Origin of the sequence: Roseibium aggregatum IAM 12614 (genome assembly GCF_000168975.1) — a bacterium.
In the GTDB taxonomy this organism is placed as follows: Bacteria; Pseudomonadota; Alphaproteobacteria; order Rhizobiales; family Stappiaceae; genus Roseibium; species Roseibium aggregatum.
Genome location: NZ_AAUW01000010.1, coordinates 219067 through 233571, shown reverse-complemented (window position 1 = coordinate 233571; position 14505 = coordinate 219067). Strand labels below are relative to the sequence as shown.

Sequence of the window (14505 nt, the reverse complement as noted above, 5' to 3'; positions counted from 1 at the left end):
TCATACGGGCGGCATGGTCATGGTTCTTCACCAGACCCGGCATCAGCGTCAGGTTATAGGCAGGCTGCTGGCCACCGGCGTAGCTGAGCGGCAAAACGGTCATGTCCAGCAGGCCACGGCTCAGCGGCTTGTATTGCTCGCGGGCCTTCAGAAGCGACTGGGACGGGAAAATCTTGATGTCGAGATCGACATCGGCGGCCGCCACGTCGTCTGCCACCATCTGAGCCACCTTGTGGCGTACGTCGCCGGTGGACCACTGATGAGACAGGCGCAGTTCCGTGGCATTGGCGGTGAGCGCGCTGGCGAAAAGCGTCACGGCAGCAACCGACGCTGAGAATTTGATGTTCATTATTTCCTCCCTGATGGTTCCGGACGGGAACCGGAGATGGATCTTACCCCCAAGTGATGTTTTTCTGTCAAGATGTTTTGTATACAAGAATGACAATATTGCGCGCAAAAATGTCCTATGCTAAATCCGAACCATGGAAAGAAAACGATCGGACCGCATCGCCGATGCGCTAGAAGGGCTGATTTTCGATGGCACTTTCGCCGATGGCGACAGGCTGGACGAAGTTCAGCTTGCGGGCCGTTTTTCCGTTTCCAGAACGCCTATCCGGGAAGCCCTTCACAGGCTGTCCCAGTCCGGCCTGGTCGTTCAGATCCCCCGCCGCGGCGTCTTCGTTCGCCAGCCCGGCCCGGTGGAACTGATCGAGATGTTCGAGGTCATGGCAGAGCTGGAAGCCGTCAGCGCGCGCCTGGCTGCAGCGCGTATTTCCGAAACCGCGCTTGCCGAACTTCACGCTGCGAACGAGCGCTGCAAACATGCGGTCGAAGCGCGAGATACCGATGGCTATTATCTGGAAAACGAACAGTTCCACGCCATCATCTATCGCCAGTCAGGCAACAGTTTTCTGGAGCAGGAATGCCTGCGTCTGCAGCGACGGCTTCAGCCATTCCGCCGGGTGCAACTCCGCGTGCGCGGCCGGATGAAACAGTCCATGGCCGAACATGAAGACGTGGTTGCCGCCATTGAAGCAGCCGATGGCGACCGGGCGGCAGCGGCCATCCGCCGGCACGTTTCTGTACAGGGCGAAAAATTCCACCATCTGATGGCAAGCCTGAAGCCCGCTGCAGAATAATCTTCTCTAGAAATCGAAAACCCGGCCATGCTGCTGACGGTCCGCGGCAGGGCTTGTGCCGAGGGCGGACCGGTAGCGTTTTGAAAAGTGGGATGCGCTGGCAAAGCCGCAGGCCATGGCGATATCGATCATGCGCATGGAGGTACGGCAGACGAGCTGGCGGGCGATGTCGAGGCGAACCTTCGCATAATAGTCCTGCGGACTGCACTTCAGGTATTTCCGGAACTCCCGCTGCAATTGCCGGGGGCTGACGTCCAGTTTCTGCGCGATTTCCTGCAAGGAAAGCGGTTCGACGACATTTTCCGTCATCAGCGCGATGCAGCTCCGTACCCGCTGCGAGACGGATTCCAGATCATCACGCATGTGCTTGTGCTGCCGCTCGTTGCCGCTTCGCCAGTCATGATGGAGGGCGATTTCGGCAACGTCGGCGGCAACCCCGCCCCCATGGACCTGAGCAACAAAACCGATCATGAGGTCGAGCGCGGATGTCCCTCCGGCGCAGGTCATATACTTGCCGTCCGTCTGAATGAGGCTGTCCACGAGCCGCGCATCCGGAAACCGTTCCTTGAAAAAATCGGCATATTCCCAATGGATCGTGCAGTTCCTGTTGTCCAGGAGCCCGAAGTCGGCCAGCACATAGGCGCCGGTGCAGATACCTGCGATCCGGATGGACCGGTTCGCCAGTTTCCGGATCGCAACCTTCTGGGCCAGTGTCAGCCCGATGCGCTCCACGTCGTCGCTGCTGCAGATCGCCAGAAGGTCCGGACGCTCGACATCGCTGATGGCGCAATCCGCCCGTATGGTGCTGCCGTTGCTGGCAACCGCATCGCTGCCATCCAGACTGCAGCAGCGATAGGTGAAGGCCTTGCGTTTCAGCACCTTGTTCGCGATCCGCAAGGGCTCGATAGCCGATGCAAAGGAGAGCAGCGAGAAATTTCGCATCAGCAGAAAACAGATCTCGACCGTCCGGGAGGCGAGCGCCTCTTCGTCATCGCGCGGCTCTTTCCGGGCCGGTGCCGGCGGTGCCTTTTGCCGGCGAGACATTTGCGTTTCGTCCAATCCAGCGCTCATCGGAACCTTGCCTCCACCATCGTCATCGGCTCGAGCCGAACCTGAGGATCCAATGTGCTGGAAACTAGCACTCCGCAAAGCCGCCCCCTATCGGGAAACCGGACTGAAATGTCGCAGTTCTTCCGTTACGCGACCACGCGCGCCCTTGCGAAAGAGACCATCGCTCCGGTTTACAGGGTGACAGAATCAACGATAGTACGGGGTGTCTTGAGCTCTTCATGAACGGTGCGACCCATCCCGGGGCACCGGAGTGACCAATCAAAGGATCGTTTCATGCTCTACCGCCTCGGCCTTGCTGCCGTCATTGGCCTGATGACCGCCTCGCCTGCCCTTGCCCATCTGGATCCGTCCGAACACGGCTCCTTTGCCGCCGGTTTCTCGCATCCGCTGTTCGGCACCGACCATGTGCTGGCGATGATTGCCGTCGGCCTTTGGGCTGCTCTCCTGGGCGGCCGTGCGGTCTGGGCCCTGCCAACCGCCTTCGTCGGTTCGATGATCGTCGGCTTCATGCTCTCGCTTGCCGGTGTGCCGCTGCCCTATGTCGAACCCTTCATCCTGGCATCGGTGGTTGTTCTGGGTGTTGTCGTCGCCCTGGCACTGCGCCTGCCGCTTGGCGTCTGCGCGGCCCTGGTGGGTGCGTTCGGCATCTGCCATGGCCATGCCCATGGCGGTGAAATCGGCTCGGCCGGTGAACTCGCCTATGCCGGCGGTTTCGTTCTGGCGACAGCGCTTCTTCATGCAGCGGGTCTGTTGATCGGCTATGGCGCCAATGTCGCCACCCGCAACGATCCTGCCTGGGCCCCGCGGATCATCCGCAGCCTGGGCGTCCTGACTGCCCTCGGCGGCCTTTACCTCGCCGCAGCGTGAGTTTCACTGGCTGATTGAGTAACCGGCCCTGTCTGCCATCCACCCGACCTCACCTTCATGGGAACCGTCAGGTCCGTCTCGAAGGACGCGACACTTTTCCGGAGTGTGCCACCCATCCTTCGAGACAGCGCTGTGCGCTTCCTCAGGATGAGGTTGGGTGGGTTGACTGACGGGGCCGTACATTGAGCTTTAGCCTGTAATGAGATCTCAGTTGATCTCGATATCGAGCCCCAGATCCAGAACGGGGGCCGAATGGGTGATCCAGCCTGAGGAGATCAGGTCGACACCGGCTTCCGCCACGGCCTTGACCGTATCGAGTTCAATGCCGCCGGATGCTTCCAGCAGCACCTTGCCACCGGCCAATGCGACAGCCTGTTTCAGAACCTCGGGCGGCATGTTGTCGAGCATGACCACGTCCGGTCCGGCCGCCTGCGCCTCCTGCAATTGTTCCAGCGTATCGACTTCCACCTCGATCTTCACAAGATGCCCGGCGAATGCCTTGGCAGCCTCGATCGCCTGCGTCACGCCGCCGGCAACCGCGATGTGGTTGTCCTTTATCAGGATCGCATCGTCGAGACCGAAGCGGTGGTTGGAACCACCGCCGCATTTGACCGCATATTTTTCGAAGGCGCGCAGGCCCGGTGTCGTCTTGCGGGTGCAGACGATGTCGGCTTTGGTGTGGGCGATCAGATCGGCGAATTTCGACGTTGCCGTCGCAATGCCGGACAGATGCCCCAGGAAATTCAGCGCCACCCGTTCAGCGGCCAGGAGCGCGCGGGCCGGCCCCTCGATCCGGGCGACAACTGCCTTTGGCGACAGCCGGTCACCGTCGCTCAGAACAACCTCGAAGCGCAGCCCGGCGTCCGTCAGGCGGAAGGCGCTTTCGGCGAAGGCGAGCCCGGCCAGGACGCCCGGCTTGCGCGCGGCAATCACGGCGGAGGCCTTTGCCTCCGGCGGCAGCGTCGCCTGGCTGGTCACGTCGCCCGCGCGGCCCCAGTCTTCCAGAAGGGCCGCCTTCACGGCTTCATCCACCATCAGACGTGGCAGCTCGGGCAAATATCTGCGGGTCATGCGCCTCTCCGGTCAGGCAGTTTCCAGGGCCTCGGCGGTGATGGCCTCGACTTCCTTCAAGGTGGTGTAGGAGCGGCTTGCCATATCGGGATTTTCATGCGGGAAGTCCTTGCGGAAATGCCCACCACGGCTTTCCTCGCGCTTCAGCGCAGCCGCGGCGATGATGCGCCCGGCGACCATCATGTTGATGATCGACTGGCGAACGCAGTTCTGTTCCACCCGCGCGATATCGGCCAGAGCCGTCTTGAGCCCCTCGGCATCGCGCAGCACACCGACATTGCGCGCCAGCGTCTTGCGCAGAACGGTGATGGCTTCCCGCTCTTCGGCGTTGCGCTGGCTCGGCAGACCGGGGGCATCGTCCATCTCGTTCCAGTAGGCGCTGCGCGGGGTGGGCATCAGGCCCTGGATATCCTCGGCGATGCGCGCGGCAAAGACAACCGCTTCCAGCAGCGAGTTGGATGCCAGACGGTTGGCGCCATGAGCCCCGGTCGAAGCGACCTCGCCGGCAGCCCAAAGACCATCGAGAGACGTGCGGCCATTGGCATCGGTCAGCACACCGCCCATGTGGTAGTGCTCGGCGGGTGCCACCGGCAGAAGGTCTTTCGCCGGGTCGAGGCCGGCTGCGGAGGCTGCCGCGAAAACGGTCGGGAAATCCTCCTTGAACCTGTCCCCGATTGCTGTCCTGCAATCCAGGAAAGCTCCCCGGCCTTCGGAGACTTCCCGGTGGATTGCCCGGGCGACGATGTCGCGCGGCGCCAGCTCCAGATCCGGGTGAACGCCTTCCATGAAGCGCTCACCGGCCTTGTTGAGAAGCGTCGCCCCTTCCCCGCGCAGGGCTTCGGTCGCCAGCGGCGCGGGGTCCTTGCCGAGATCGAGCGCGGTCGGGTGGAACTGCACGAATTCGGCATCGGCAATCACGGCACCGGCGCGGGCGGCCATGGCAAGACCGTGGCCGTTGGCTTCATGCGGGTTGGTCGTCAATTCATAAAGATGGCCGATGCCGCCAGAGGCAAGCACCACGGCCTTCGCCGGAAAGATCAGGCGTTCCAGGCTGCCGCGCCTGCGGGCCAGAACCCCCGTTACATACCGGCCTTCGCCAATGAAGCTTTCGCCGATGTACCCTTCCAGAATGCGGATCGAGGGTGTCTTGCGGACGGCGGCGATCAGGGCATCCATGATCGCCCGTCCCGCCATGTCACCGCGCACACGCACGACCCTGCTGTGGGAGTGGGCAGCTTCGCGCGAGAACTTCAGCCGGCCTTCGAGATCCTGATCGAACGGAACGCCGTAGGACAAGAGGTCATGGACCCGGGCGCTGCCTTCGCGGGTCATCTGCTCGACGATCTTTTCCTCGCAAATGCCGCAGCCTGCAGCCAGCGTATCGTCGCGGTGTTTTTCGACCGAGTCCTGTTCGGAAATCGCAGCTGCGATCCCTCCCTGCGCCCAGGCGGAAGAGGCCCCCTGCCCGATCGGTGCGTTGGTGATGACGGTGACCGGTCGCGGGCTGAGCTTCAGCGCGCAGAAGAGCCCTGCCAGACCTCCTCCCAGAATGACGACATCATCCACATCCTTGCCAATATAGGCAGGTGCAAAATCCTCAACCGACACGGCCATGGGAAACTTCCTGGAAAAGACGGGCACAAGTCCCAAAAGAAACTTCCGGGCTGGAGACGCCCGGAAGCCATCGCATAGATGCGGTTTAGACCGAAGCCGGTCAGATTTTCAAGTTGATCATCCGCTCGACTGCGGTACGGGCCCTGTCGGCCACCACCGGGTCAACGACCACTTCCTCTTTCATCTCGAGCAGAGAGTCCAGGATCTTGGTCAATGTGATCCGCTTCATGTGCGGGCACAGGTTGCATGGACGGATGTAGTCCACACCCGGCGTTTCGCTGGCAACGTTGTCCGCCATGGAGCATTCGGTGATCATCATCACCTTTTCCGGACGCTTGGTTTTCACCCAGTCAATCATATGCGCGGTGGACCCGGCAAAGTCGGCTTCCGCAACCACTTCGGGCGGGCATTCCGGATGGGCAATGATCTTCACATTCGGCTCGATCTTGCGATAGTCGCGCAGCTCTTGCGCGGTGAAGCGCTCATGCACCTCGCAGGCGCCATCCCAGACCAGAACCTCGACGTCGGTCTTGTTGCCGACGTTGGCGGCCAGGTATTTGTCCGGAATCAGGAACACCTTGTCGACACCGAAGCTTTCGACCACCTGCAGCGCGTTGGAAGACGTGCAGCAGATGTCGCATTCCGCTTTCACATCGGCGGAGGTGTTCACATAGGTGATGATCGGGATGCCGGGGTTGCGCTCGCGCAGGGCCCGTACGTCCGCCCCGGTGATGGATTCGGCCAAAGAGCAGCCTGCGCGCATATCCGGGATCAGCACCGTCTTTTCCGGGCTCAGGATTTTCGAGGTCTCCGCCATGAAGTGCACGCCGCACTGGACGATGACTTCGGCATCGGTGCGGGTCGCCTCGATGGCCAGTTGCAGGCTGTCGCCAACGATGTCGGCCACCCCATGGTAGATATCCGGCGTCATGTAGTTATGGGCCAGGATAACCGCGTTGCGCTGCTTCTTCAGCTTGTTGATCGCATGGATGGTCGGTGCCAGAGCAGGCCATTCGATGGCCGGGATGATATGCTTGACCTTCTCGTAGATCGGCGCGGTCGCCTCGGCGACCTCCGGCGTATAACGCAGGTCCGGGCGCTCCAGTTTGCCGAAACGTTCCAGTGCCGTCAGTCCGGCGGCAATGGGTGCTCCAACCGGTGCTTTGATCTGGGCAATGGTCATGGCGACCTCCCTTTATTGCGCGGCGTGAGGGGTGGGTGTTGCCGCTATTTAGTTATACTCAACTTGAGCATATTAGAGGCAAAAGAAAACGGGCCGTGACGCCCATACTTTTGCTCTTTCGGAGTTTATATAAGGGTCAGCAAATCGAAAATCTACAAAAATCGGAAAAATTATCGTCCAGCGTCCGTTTCTCCTTTCTTTTCCGAAGCTTAAGATCAATTTTTTCCGCGCCCTGGAAGCCGGCTAACAATTCGCCCCATAAACCTGGCACCGAAACAGTGCCCCTCAGCCGGCCTTACCTGCAGACCGGAGCCCCCCTCCAGACCTCTCCGGACACATTGCTGCGGCATGTCTGTCAAAGCATATTCCATTTGAAACGCTGATCAATCCATCAAAATTAGGCGTTTTTCCGGAGCCCGACTTCAGACTATTCTGATCGTAATTTCACGATCAGAGAGACATGCATGACAACTGCTTCCTCCACTGGCCGGGCCGGGCCAAATATCCCGCTGGTGATTTCCTGCGGCTGTTTGATCGCGCTCATTTCCTTCGGTCCGCGGTCCGCGATGGGCCTTTTCTTCCAGCCAATGACCGAGGCCCGGGATTGGAGCCGCGAGATATTCGCGCTGGCGCTGGCGATCCAGAACCTCATGTGGGGCATCGGCCAGCCGCTTGCCGGCATGATGGCCGACAGGTTCGGCACCTGGAAAACCATGACGCTCGGCGCTGTTCTTTACTGCACCGGCCTGTTGCTGATGATCGATGCGGAAAGCACGGTCGCCCTGCATATCTCGGCCGGTGTGCTCATCGGTCTCGGCATTTCCTGTTCGTCCTTCTCTCTGGTTCTGGCCTCTTTCGGCCGCACGGTCTCTGCGTCGCAGAGAACGCTCGCCTTCGGCATAGGCACCGCCTCCGGCTCGCTCGGCCAGTTTCTGTTCGCCCCTCTTGGCGGCGCGCTGATCGCAAGCATCGGCTGGCAGCAGACCCTTGTCGTCTTTGCCGGGCTCGTCGCCCTCGTGCCGCTGCTGGCCATTGCACTCCGGGGCAAGTCGGAACTGCCTCAAAACAGCAATCCGGCGAACGATCAGAAGCTCACCTCCGCCATTTCCGAAGCCTTCGGAACCCGCGGATTTATCCTGCTGACTTTCGGCTTTTTCGTGTGCGGCTTCCACGTTGCCTTCATCACGGTGCATCTGCCGCCCTATATCGCCGATCTAGGTCTTGATCCGGCCTGGGGCGCCACAGCCATTGCGCTCATTGGCCTGTGCAACATCGCAGGGTCGCTGCTGTCAGGTTACATTTCCGGCCGCTATTCCAAGCCGATGTTCCTGTCGCTGATCTACCTTGCCCGTGCCGTTGCGATCTTCGCCTTCATCATGCTGCCGGTCACACCAGCCTCGGTGCTCGTGTTCTCCGGCGTGATGGGTATCCTGTGGCTGTCGACCGTGCCGCCCACGTCCGGCCTGGTGGCCGTCATGTTCGGTCCGCGCTACATGGCAACCCTGTTCGGCTTCGTCTTCCTGTCCCACCAGATCGGCTCGTTCCTGGGCGTCTGGCTGGGCGGCAAGATCTACGACGAAACTGGCTCCTACGACGCCATCTGGTGGCTGGGCATCGCCCTCGGCATCTTCGCCGCCATTGTGCATTGGCCGATCGAGGAAAAACCCGTCGACCGGCTGGCTGCGGAACCAGCCGAGTAAGGCACTTCGTCCAAGAAGCAGCGTTTCCACTATGTGGGAGCGCTGTCGTTCAGGAAAATTGTACTGAAAAGACAGAAAATACTGTGGCAAGCATCTGCAGGTTTATCCTGTCAGACATCAAAGCCTTTATATAGACAGCAAAAAACTCGTCGGCCGGCTCATTGAGCTTGATCCCGTTAAATTCGAGAAAAACCAACGCCGCCATAAAAGCTATGCGTTTGTTGCCGTCTACCAATGCATGCGCCTTGCCGATACCATAGACATATTCACACGAGAGCATAAAGATGTTGGTTTTGCCTGCATAATGATACCGATTTATAGGACGCTCCAATGCGGCAGCCAATTCATTTGGCCGCACCAATTCGACCCGATGCTTTGGATAGAGCTCCCCGACTGCTTGAATGATTTCTTCTGTTTCATCAAATGACAACCAGACCGGCTCAATCAGTCTTGTCATTCACCAAGAGACTTCATTGTCGCAGCAAAACGGGTGTTGTTATCGGCTACCATTTCGCGAATGGTACGACGTTTCGTTGCTTGATTACTTGCGGGAGAATTTTTCTCTCCGTTAGCAAAAGCTTCCTCAGGTTGCATCGGTTCGTTTCTTCGACCGTCCGATTTCGTTTCCATCAACCCATTAATTCCTACTTCGATTTGTGAAAGGATAACGCAAAATAATCCAATACCAAAACTTTCAATCCTTTGCTTAGCCGGCCACCTTCGAGAAATCCGCCACCACATGGGTCGCATCCCGGATTTCAGCAAGGAGCTGCAGGCGGTTCATGCGCAGTGTGGCGTCTTCGGCATTGACCAGAATGTCAACGAAGAAACGGTCGACCGGAGCACGCAGCTTCGACAGAGCTTCCATCGCCCCCTCGAAGTTCTCGCTTGCCACGGCGTCGGCCGCTTCGGCCCGGGCCACATCGATGGCAGCCGCAAGATCGATTTCGGCCTGTTCCTGGAAGTGGTCCGGGTGCGGCTTTCCGGAAACGGCGGCGCCGTCCTTCTTTTCCTCGGCTTTCAGAATGTTGACCGCGCGCTTGTAGCCAGCCAGCAGGTTGGTGCCGTCGTCGGAAGAAACGAATTTGCCGAGCGCCTCGACACGCCGGACCACCATCAGAACATCGTCCTGACCTTCCAGCGCAAAGATAGCGTCGATCAGGTCATGACGCGCACCTTCGTCCCTGAGGTGGACTTTCAGGCGGTCGGCGAAGAAGGACAGGAGATCGGCGACAAGAGCTGCAGGGTCTGCCGTTTTCACACCCTGAAGATCCAGAGCGGACCGGAGAATATCGCCAAGTCTGATCCGGAGATTGTTTTCCAGAACGATCCGGATCACGCCGAGCGCCGCACGCCGCAGAGCATAGGGATCCTTGGAGCCGGTCGGCTTTTCGTCGATCGCCCAGAAACCTGCAAGCAGATCCAGCTTTTCGGCAAGCGCCACGGCAACGGCGACCGGATCGGTCGGCACGCTGTCGCTCGGCCCCTGCGGCTTGTAATGCTCCTCGATGGCGGTTGCCACCGATGCATCCTCGCCCTGGGCCGTTGCGTAGTAGCGGCCCATGAGGCCCTGCAGTTCCGGGAATTCGAAGACCATGTTGGAGACAAGATCCGCCTTGGCGAGTTCCGCCGCACGTTTGGCCTTCGTCTCGTCCGCCCCGGCAACCGGCGCAAGTTCGGCCGACAGCGCAATCATGCGCTTCACCCGCTCACCGACGCTGCCGAGCTTTTCGTGAAACTTGACCTCGTCCAGCTTGGGCAGATTATCCGACAGCTTCGACTTCAGGTCCGTTTCCCAGAAGAAGCGGGCGTCGGACAGACGTGCGCGGATCACCTTCTCGTTGCCGGCGACGATCAGCTTGCCACCATCATCGGCGATGATGTTGGAAATCAGCACGAACTTGTTGGCAAGACGCCCGGTGGCCGGGTTCTTCAGCACAAAGCACTTCTGGTTGACCTTGATGGTGAGCTGAATGCACTCATCCGGGATCGTCAGGAAATCCTCGTCGAAGCTGCCGGTCAGCACCACCGGCCATTCGACCAGTCCGGCGACCTCTTCCAGAAGACCCGGATCCTCGACCAGATCGAGACCGAGCGCCAGGGCACAATCCTTGGCGTCATTCTGGATGATGTCCTTGCGGCGGTCCGCGTCGAGCACGACCTTGTGCTTTTCGAGTGCCGGCGCATAGTCGTCGAAGCGGCGCACGTCGAAAGCCTCATCCGCCAGGAAGCGGTGGCCACGCGTGGTCTTGCCGGCCTTTATGCCGTCGAATTCGAACGACACCACGTCCGGTTCTTCCGTTTCCGGGCCGAAGGTAGCGACGATGGAATGCAGCGGCCGCACCCAGCGGGTGGTTGCCGCGCCCCAGCGCATGGTGATCGGCCAGGGGAAATTGCGCAGAATGCCCGGCATAAATTCGGCAATGACATCAATCGCCGACCGGCCCGGCTTTTCGATCACGGCGACGTAGAAGTCACCCTTCTTCGGGTCTGTCTGGATGGTTGCCTGATCAATCGACGTCAGCCCTGCCCCTCTCAGAAAGCCTTCCAGCGCCTTTTCCGGGGCTCCGACACGCGGGCCTTTGCGCTCTTCGCGCGTGGCGGCGGAACCTGCTGGAACACCTGCGACATGCAAGGCAAGACGCCGCGGTGTCGCGAAGGCCTTTGCGCCTTCATACGGCAAACCGGCATCCACCAGGGCATTGGTCACGAGAGATTTCAGGTCTTCGGCCGCCTTGCGCTGCATGCGGGCCGGAATCTCTTCGCTGAACAGTTCAAGCAGAAGATCGGGCATGGATGTCTGGACCTTTGGTCTGGTGGGATAACACCGGAAACGGTTTGCGCCGTCCGTTACCAAGACAATGAGGACTTGTCACCCCTTTTCGCGGCAATGCACGCCCACGGCCGGCCGTTCAGACGGCGGCACATCTGCTTTGTTTCATTCTTCTTCAAGAATTGCATGTGAAACTCCGCAACTTGTTAGCAGTCGTATGTATTGGGACCAACCTTCAGTGAAACGGGAAGTTGCAGACAACAGATATGTGACGCGATCTATAGTTGCATTACTTGCAATAGTTCTTGTCATTTTTACCGGTATCAAGGTGGTACCAGTATTCTTTCCTGCTTATGAACTCGATCATTCCCAACTGACGTTTGATTTTATCACCAGCCTTGTGCTGGGCATCGCCATCTTCAGTCTGGGGTACGGAGCATGGGCGACCCGACGGTTGCGCAAGGAGCTGAAAGCCAGGTCCTCGGCCCATTCCGAAGCCCTGGCCCTTGCCCAGCACGATCCGCTGACCGGGCTTCCCAACCGGCGCCGTCTGCTGGAAGCCTTCGCCGACCTGACATACGAGGTGAAGCCGGACTGTTTCCGCGCCGTGATGATGCTTGACCTCGACGGCTTCAAGCCGATCAACGACGTCTATGGCCACGCCTTCGGCGACAACCTGCTGCGCAGCTTTGCTGACCGGCTGGCGGAAACGCTTGGCAAGGACGGCATTGTCGCCCGGCTCGGCGGTGACGAATTCGCTATTGTCTCCCCGGTGTTCAAGGAAAAGTCGGATGTGGCAGGGTTCGCCCGGCGGCTGATCACCCGGATCAACGACCGTTTCGAGTTCGGCAACCGGCAGATTTCCATCGGTTCGGGCATCGGCATCGCTCTCTATCCCCATGACGGCCACGCGATTACCGAACTTCTGCGCAGGGCCGACATCGCGCTTTACCGGGCCAAGTCCTCCGGGCGCTCGACCTACCGGTTCTTCGAGGTCGACATGGACGCCTCGATCCTGCATCGGACCCTCCTGGAACAACGCCTGCGCCGCGCGATTTCGGATCAAGAGGTCAAGGCCTATTACCAGCCGATCCTGGACATGGATTCCGGCCGTATTGCCGGGTTCGAGGCTCTGGCAAGGTGGACCGATACAGACTTCGGCAAGGTGCCTCCGCTGCAGTTCATTCCGATCGCGGAAGACTGCGGCATTATCTCCGAGCTGACGCAGCACCTGCTGGAGGACGCCTGCAAGGTCGCCGCCAACTGGCCGGATGATCTCTACCTGTCTTTCAATCTCTCTCCGGTGCAACTGCAAGACCCCGCCCTGCCGTTACAGATCAGTGCCATCTTGAAGAAGTTCGAGTTTTCTCCCAGCCGTCTGGTTCTGGAAATCACCGAAACGTCGCTGCTGAAAAACCCGGAATCGGCCAAACGCATCCTGACCGAACTGACGGAAGCAGGCATCTCCATTGCTCTTGACGATTTCGGCGCGGGCCATTCCAGCCTGAGCTACCTGCGCGATTTCCCGATCAAGAAGGTCAAGATCGACAAGTCCTTTACCGAACGTATGCTGGAAGACAAGCAGTGCGCGGCCATCGTTGAAGCCATTCTGGTTCTTTCCAAGGGGCTCGACATCGATGCGGTTGCGGAAGGGATCGAGGAAAGCGCGGTTCATGACGCACTCAATTCCAACGGCTGCCATTATGGACAGGGGTTCCTTTATGCGGCCGCGGTTACTTCTGAAGAGGCCAGCCTCCTGCTGGCATCCCAGGTCGATGGCCGGCTGCCGTTCAGCGAGAAAACAGACGCGGCCTGATCGCCAAGCCTTCCTCTTCCATCCTCTCATCCCCCCAGGAACAGGAGGATGATGACCGCATTGGCGAGATCCACGAAGAAGGCTGACACGAGCGGCAGGATCAGGAAGGCCTGGGTTGCCGGTCCGAAGTGTTTGGTGATGGCAGTCATGTTGGCAATGGCGGTCGGTGTCGCACCAAGCGCAAACCCCGCGAAACCAGCCCCCAGGACCGCCGCATTGTAGTTGCGGCCCATCAGCGGATAGAGCGCCAGGATGATGAAGGCAGCCGCAACGACGATCTGCGCGACGAGGATCAGCAGCATCGGCCCGGCCAGACCCGCAATGGTCCAGAGCTGCAGGCTCATGAGCGACATCGTCAGAAAGATGCCAAGGGCAAGGTCGGACAGGACAGCCAGGGATTTGGACCTGGCCGGCCAGGTCATTTTCGGAAAGACCAGCGGCACGGTGTTGGACAGCAGGATGCCGCAGAAGAGACAGCAGACGAACACAGGGAGATCCAGCCCTATACCCGCGCTCAAGGCCTCTTGAAGGGCAACGCCGAGACCGATTGCGATGTTGAGAACCAGCAGCGAGCGCATCAGCCCGGTGTGCGTCACGCTTGCGTCCGCTTCCCGGTCCATCTCAAGGCCGATCATCGGGGCTTCTTCCGGGCGGTTCGGGTCGGGCTTGCCACCCCGCCTTTCGATCAGAAACTTGCCGACTGGCCCGCCCAGAAGGCTGGCGGCGATCAAGCCGAGCGTTGCCGTTGCAGCCCCGATCTCGACGGCACCCGCAACGCCGTAATCAGATGCCAGCTTCGGCCCCCAGGCGATTGCGGTGCCATGACCACCGACCAGCGAGATGGTGCCCCCCAGCAAGCCGAAGCCTGTGTGCAGCCCCATTGCCGCCGCGAGCCCCGAACCAACCGCATTTTGCAGCAGCATGTAAAAGACGGTGAGCACCAGCAGGATCAAAAGCGGTTTGCCACCCTTGGCAAGATCTGCAAAGCGGGCGTTCAGGCCGATGGCGGTGAAAAAGCAGTACAGCAGGTAATCGCGCGATTGCAGGGAGAACCCGATTTCGGTTCGAAGGGTCAGATAGACACCAAGTGACAACAGCGCCACCAGCAGACCGCCTGACACCGGTTCCGGAATGTTGAACCTGTCCAGAAGGGCGATCTTCTTGTTCAGCCGCACGCCCAGAAAATAGACGAGGATGGCCAGATTGAAGCTGACGAATTCCGTTAGCGTGATCGTTTCGCCGGTCATCTGCCTCCCCGCCTCTGTCTGACC

12 protein-coding genes and 1 pseudogene are annotated in these 14505 nt (G+C 59.9%); 4 read left to right on the top strand and 9 right to left on the bottom strand.

Annotated elements, in window-relative coordinates:
• Positions 1-349: pseudogene (locus SIAM614_RS15485) on the bottom strand (TRAP transporter substrate-binding protein DctP); the annotation flags it as partial.
• A gap of 133 nt (positions 350-482) precedes the next feature.
• Here SIAM614_RS15485 and SIAM614_RS15480 point away from each other — a divergent pair.
• On the top strand, positions 483-1139 hold the full coding sequence (locus tag SIAM614_RS15480; RefSeq protein WP_006935849.1) for a GntR family transcriptional regulator: 657 nt from the start codon (positions 483-485) through the stop codon (positions 1137-1139).
• 6 nt (positions 1140-1145) lie between these two features.
• Here SIAM614_RS15480 and SIAM614_RS15475 read toward each other — a convergent pair whose 3' ends face one another.
• Complete coding sequence (locus SIAM614_RS15475; protein ID WP_208984001.1) at positions 1146-2210, bottom strand: GlxA family transcriptional regulator; 1065 nt, start codon at positions 2208-2210, stop codon at positions 1146-1148.
• Between the two features lie 273 nt (positions 2211-2483).
• On the opposite strand from SIAM614_RS15475, the gene SIAM614_RS15470 reads away from it, so the two are divergent.
• Entirely contained in the window at positions 2484-3077 is a 594-nt protein-coding gene (locus tag SIAM614_RS15470; protein ID WP_006935847.1) for a HupE/UreJ family protein, read from the top strand.
• A 207-nt stretch (positions 3078-3284) separates the two neighbouring features.
• Here the strand turns inward: SIAM614_RS15470 and nadC are convergent, their stop codons facing one another.
• From nadC to nadA, 3 genes are all read right to left on the bottom strand, one after another.
• Positions 3285-4148, bottom strand: coding sequence for a carboxylating nicotinate-nucleotide diphosphorylase (gene nadC, locus SIAM614_RS15465; protein ID WP_040440345.1), 864 nt, complete (start codon positions 4146-4148; stop codon positions 3285-3287).
• A gap of 12 nt (positions 4149-4160) precedes the next feature.
• Positions 4161-5762 (bottom strand): L-aspartate oxidase, encoded by a 1602-nt coding sequence (locus SIAM614_RS15460; protein WP_006935845.1) that lies wholly within the window; start codon positions 5760-5762, stop codon positions 4161-4163.
• Between the two features lie 100 nt (positions 5763-5862).
• Positions 5863-6945, bottom strand: coding sequence for a quinolinate synthase NadA (gene nadA, locus SIAM614_RS15455; RefSeq protein ID WP_006935844.1), 1083 nt, complete (start codon positions 6943-6945; stop codon positions 5863-5865).
• Between the two features lie 464 nt (positions 6946-7409).
• Between nadA and SIAM614_RS15450 the strand changes: the two genes are divergently transcribed.
• Complete coding sequence (locus SIAM614_RS15450; protein ID WP_006935843.1) at positions 7410-8645, top strand: MFS transporter; 1236 nt, start codon at positions 7410-7412, stop codon at positions 8643-8645.
• A gap of 49 nt (positions 8646-8694) precedes the next feature.
• Here SIAM614_RS15450 and SIAM614_RS15445 read toward each other — a convergent pair whose 3' ends face one another.
• Genes SIAM614_RS15445 through glyS form a run of 3 tightly spaced genes read right to left on the bottom strand, consistent with a single transcriptional unit; the run spans position 8695 to position 11439 of the window.
• Positions 8695-9102: a type II toxin-antitoxin system death-on-curing family toxin gene (locus SIAM614_RS15445; RefSeq protein WP_006935842.1), complete on the bottom strand. Its 408-nt coding sequence runs from the start codon at positions 9100-9102 to the stop codon at positions 8695-8697.
• Positions 9099-9386, bottom strand: a complete 288-nt coding sequence (locus SIAM614_RS32025; RefSeq protein ID WP_157139885.1) for a hypothetical protein — start codon at positions 9384-9386, stop codon at positions 9099-9101. The genes SIAM614_RS15445 and SIAM614_RS32025 overlap by 4 nt, the downstream gene beginning before the upstream one ends.
• A complete protein-coding gene (glyS, locus tag SIAM614_RS15440) occupies positions 9352-11439 on the bottom strand; it encodes a glycine--tRNA ligase subunit beta (RefSeq protein WP_006935841.1) in 2088 nt (695 codons plus the stop codon). Before glyS ends, SIAM614_RS32025 begins: the two co-directional genes overlap by 35 nt.
• Before the next feature lie 307 nt (positions 11440-11746).
• On the opposite strand from glyS, the gene SIAM614_RS15435 reads away from it, so the two are divergent.
• Entirely contained in the window at positions 11747-13234 is a 1488-nt protein-coding gene (locus SIAM614_RS15435; RefSeq protein ID WP_006935840.1) for a putative bifunctional diguanylate cyclase/phosphodiesterase, read from the top strand.
• Positions 13235-13260: 26 nt separating this feature from the next.
• On the opposite strand, the gene gltS is transcribed toward SIAM614_RS15435, so the two are convergent.
• On the bottom strand, positions 13261-14481 hold the full coding sequence (gltS, locus tag SIAM614_RS15430) for a sodium/glutamate symporter (RefSeq protein WP_006935839.1): 1221 nt from the start codon (positions 14479-14481) through the stop codon (positions 13261-13263).
• Positions 14482-14505 lie beyond the last annotated feature (24 nt).

Bases quoted from the DNA above. Each gene is read 5' to 3' on its own strand.
- SIAM614_RS15480 (WP_006935849.1), top strand. From the start codon at position 483: ATGGAAAGAAAACGATCGGACCGCATCGCCGATGCGCTAGAAGGGCTG.
- SIAM614_RS15475 (WP_208984001.1), bottom strand. From the start codon at position 2,210: ATGAGCGCTGGATTGGACGAAACGCAAATGTCTCGCCGGCAAAAGGCA.
- SIAM614_RS15470 (WP_006935847.1), top strand. From the start codon at position 2,484: ATGCTCTACCGCCTCGGCCTTGCTGCCGTCATTGGCCTGATGACCGCC.
- nadC (WP_040440345.1), bottom strand. From the start codon at position 4,148: ATGACCCGCAGATATTTGCCCGAGCTGCCACGTCTGATGGTGGATGAA.
- SIAM614_RS15460 (WP_006935845.1), bottom strand. From the start codon at position 5,762: ATGGCCGTGTCGGTTGAGGATTTTGCACCTGCCTATATTGGCAAGGAT.
- nadA (WP_006935844.1), bottom strand. From the start codon at position 6,945: ATGACCATTGCCCAGATCAAAGCACCGGTTGGAGCACCCATTGCCGCC.
- SIAM614_RS15450 (WP_006935843.1), top strand. From the start codon at position 7,410: ATGACAACTGCTTCCTCCACTGGCCGGGCCGGGCCAAATATCCCGCTG.
- SIAM614_RS15445 (WP_006935842.1), bottom strand. From the start codon at position 9,102: ATGACAAGACTGATTGAGCCGGTCTGGTTGTCATTTGATGAAACAGAA.
- SIAM614_RS32025 (WP_157139885.1), bottom strand. From the start codon at position 9,386: ATGTGGTGGCGGATTTCTCGAAGGTGGCCGGCTAAGCAAAGGATTGAA.
- glyS (WP_006935841.1), bottom strand. From the start codon at position 11,439: ATGCCCGATCTTCTGCTTGAACTGTTCAGCGAAGAGATTCCGGCCCGC.
- gltS (WP_006935839.1), bottom strand. From the start codon at position 14,481: ATGACCGGCGAAACGATCACGCTAACGGAATTCGTCAGCTTCAATCTG.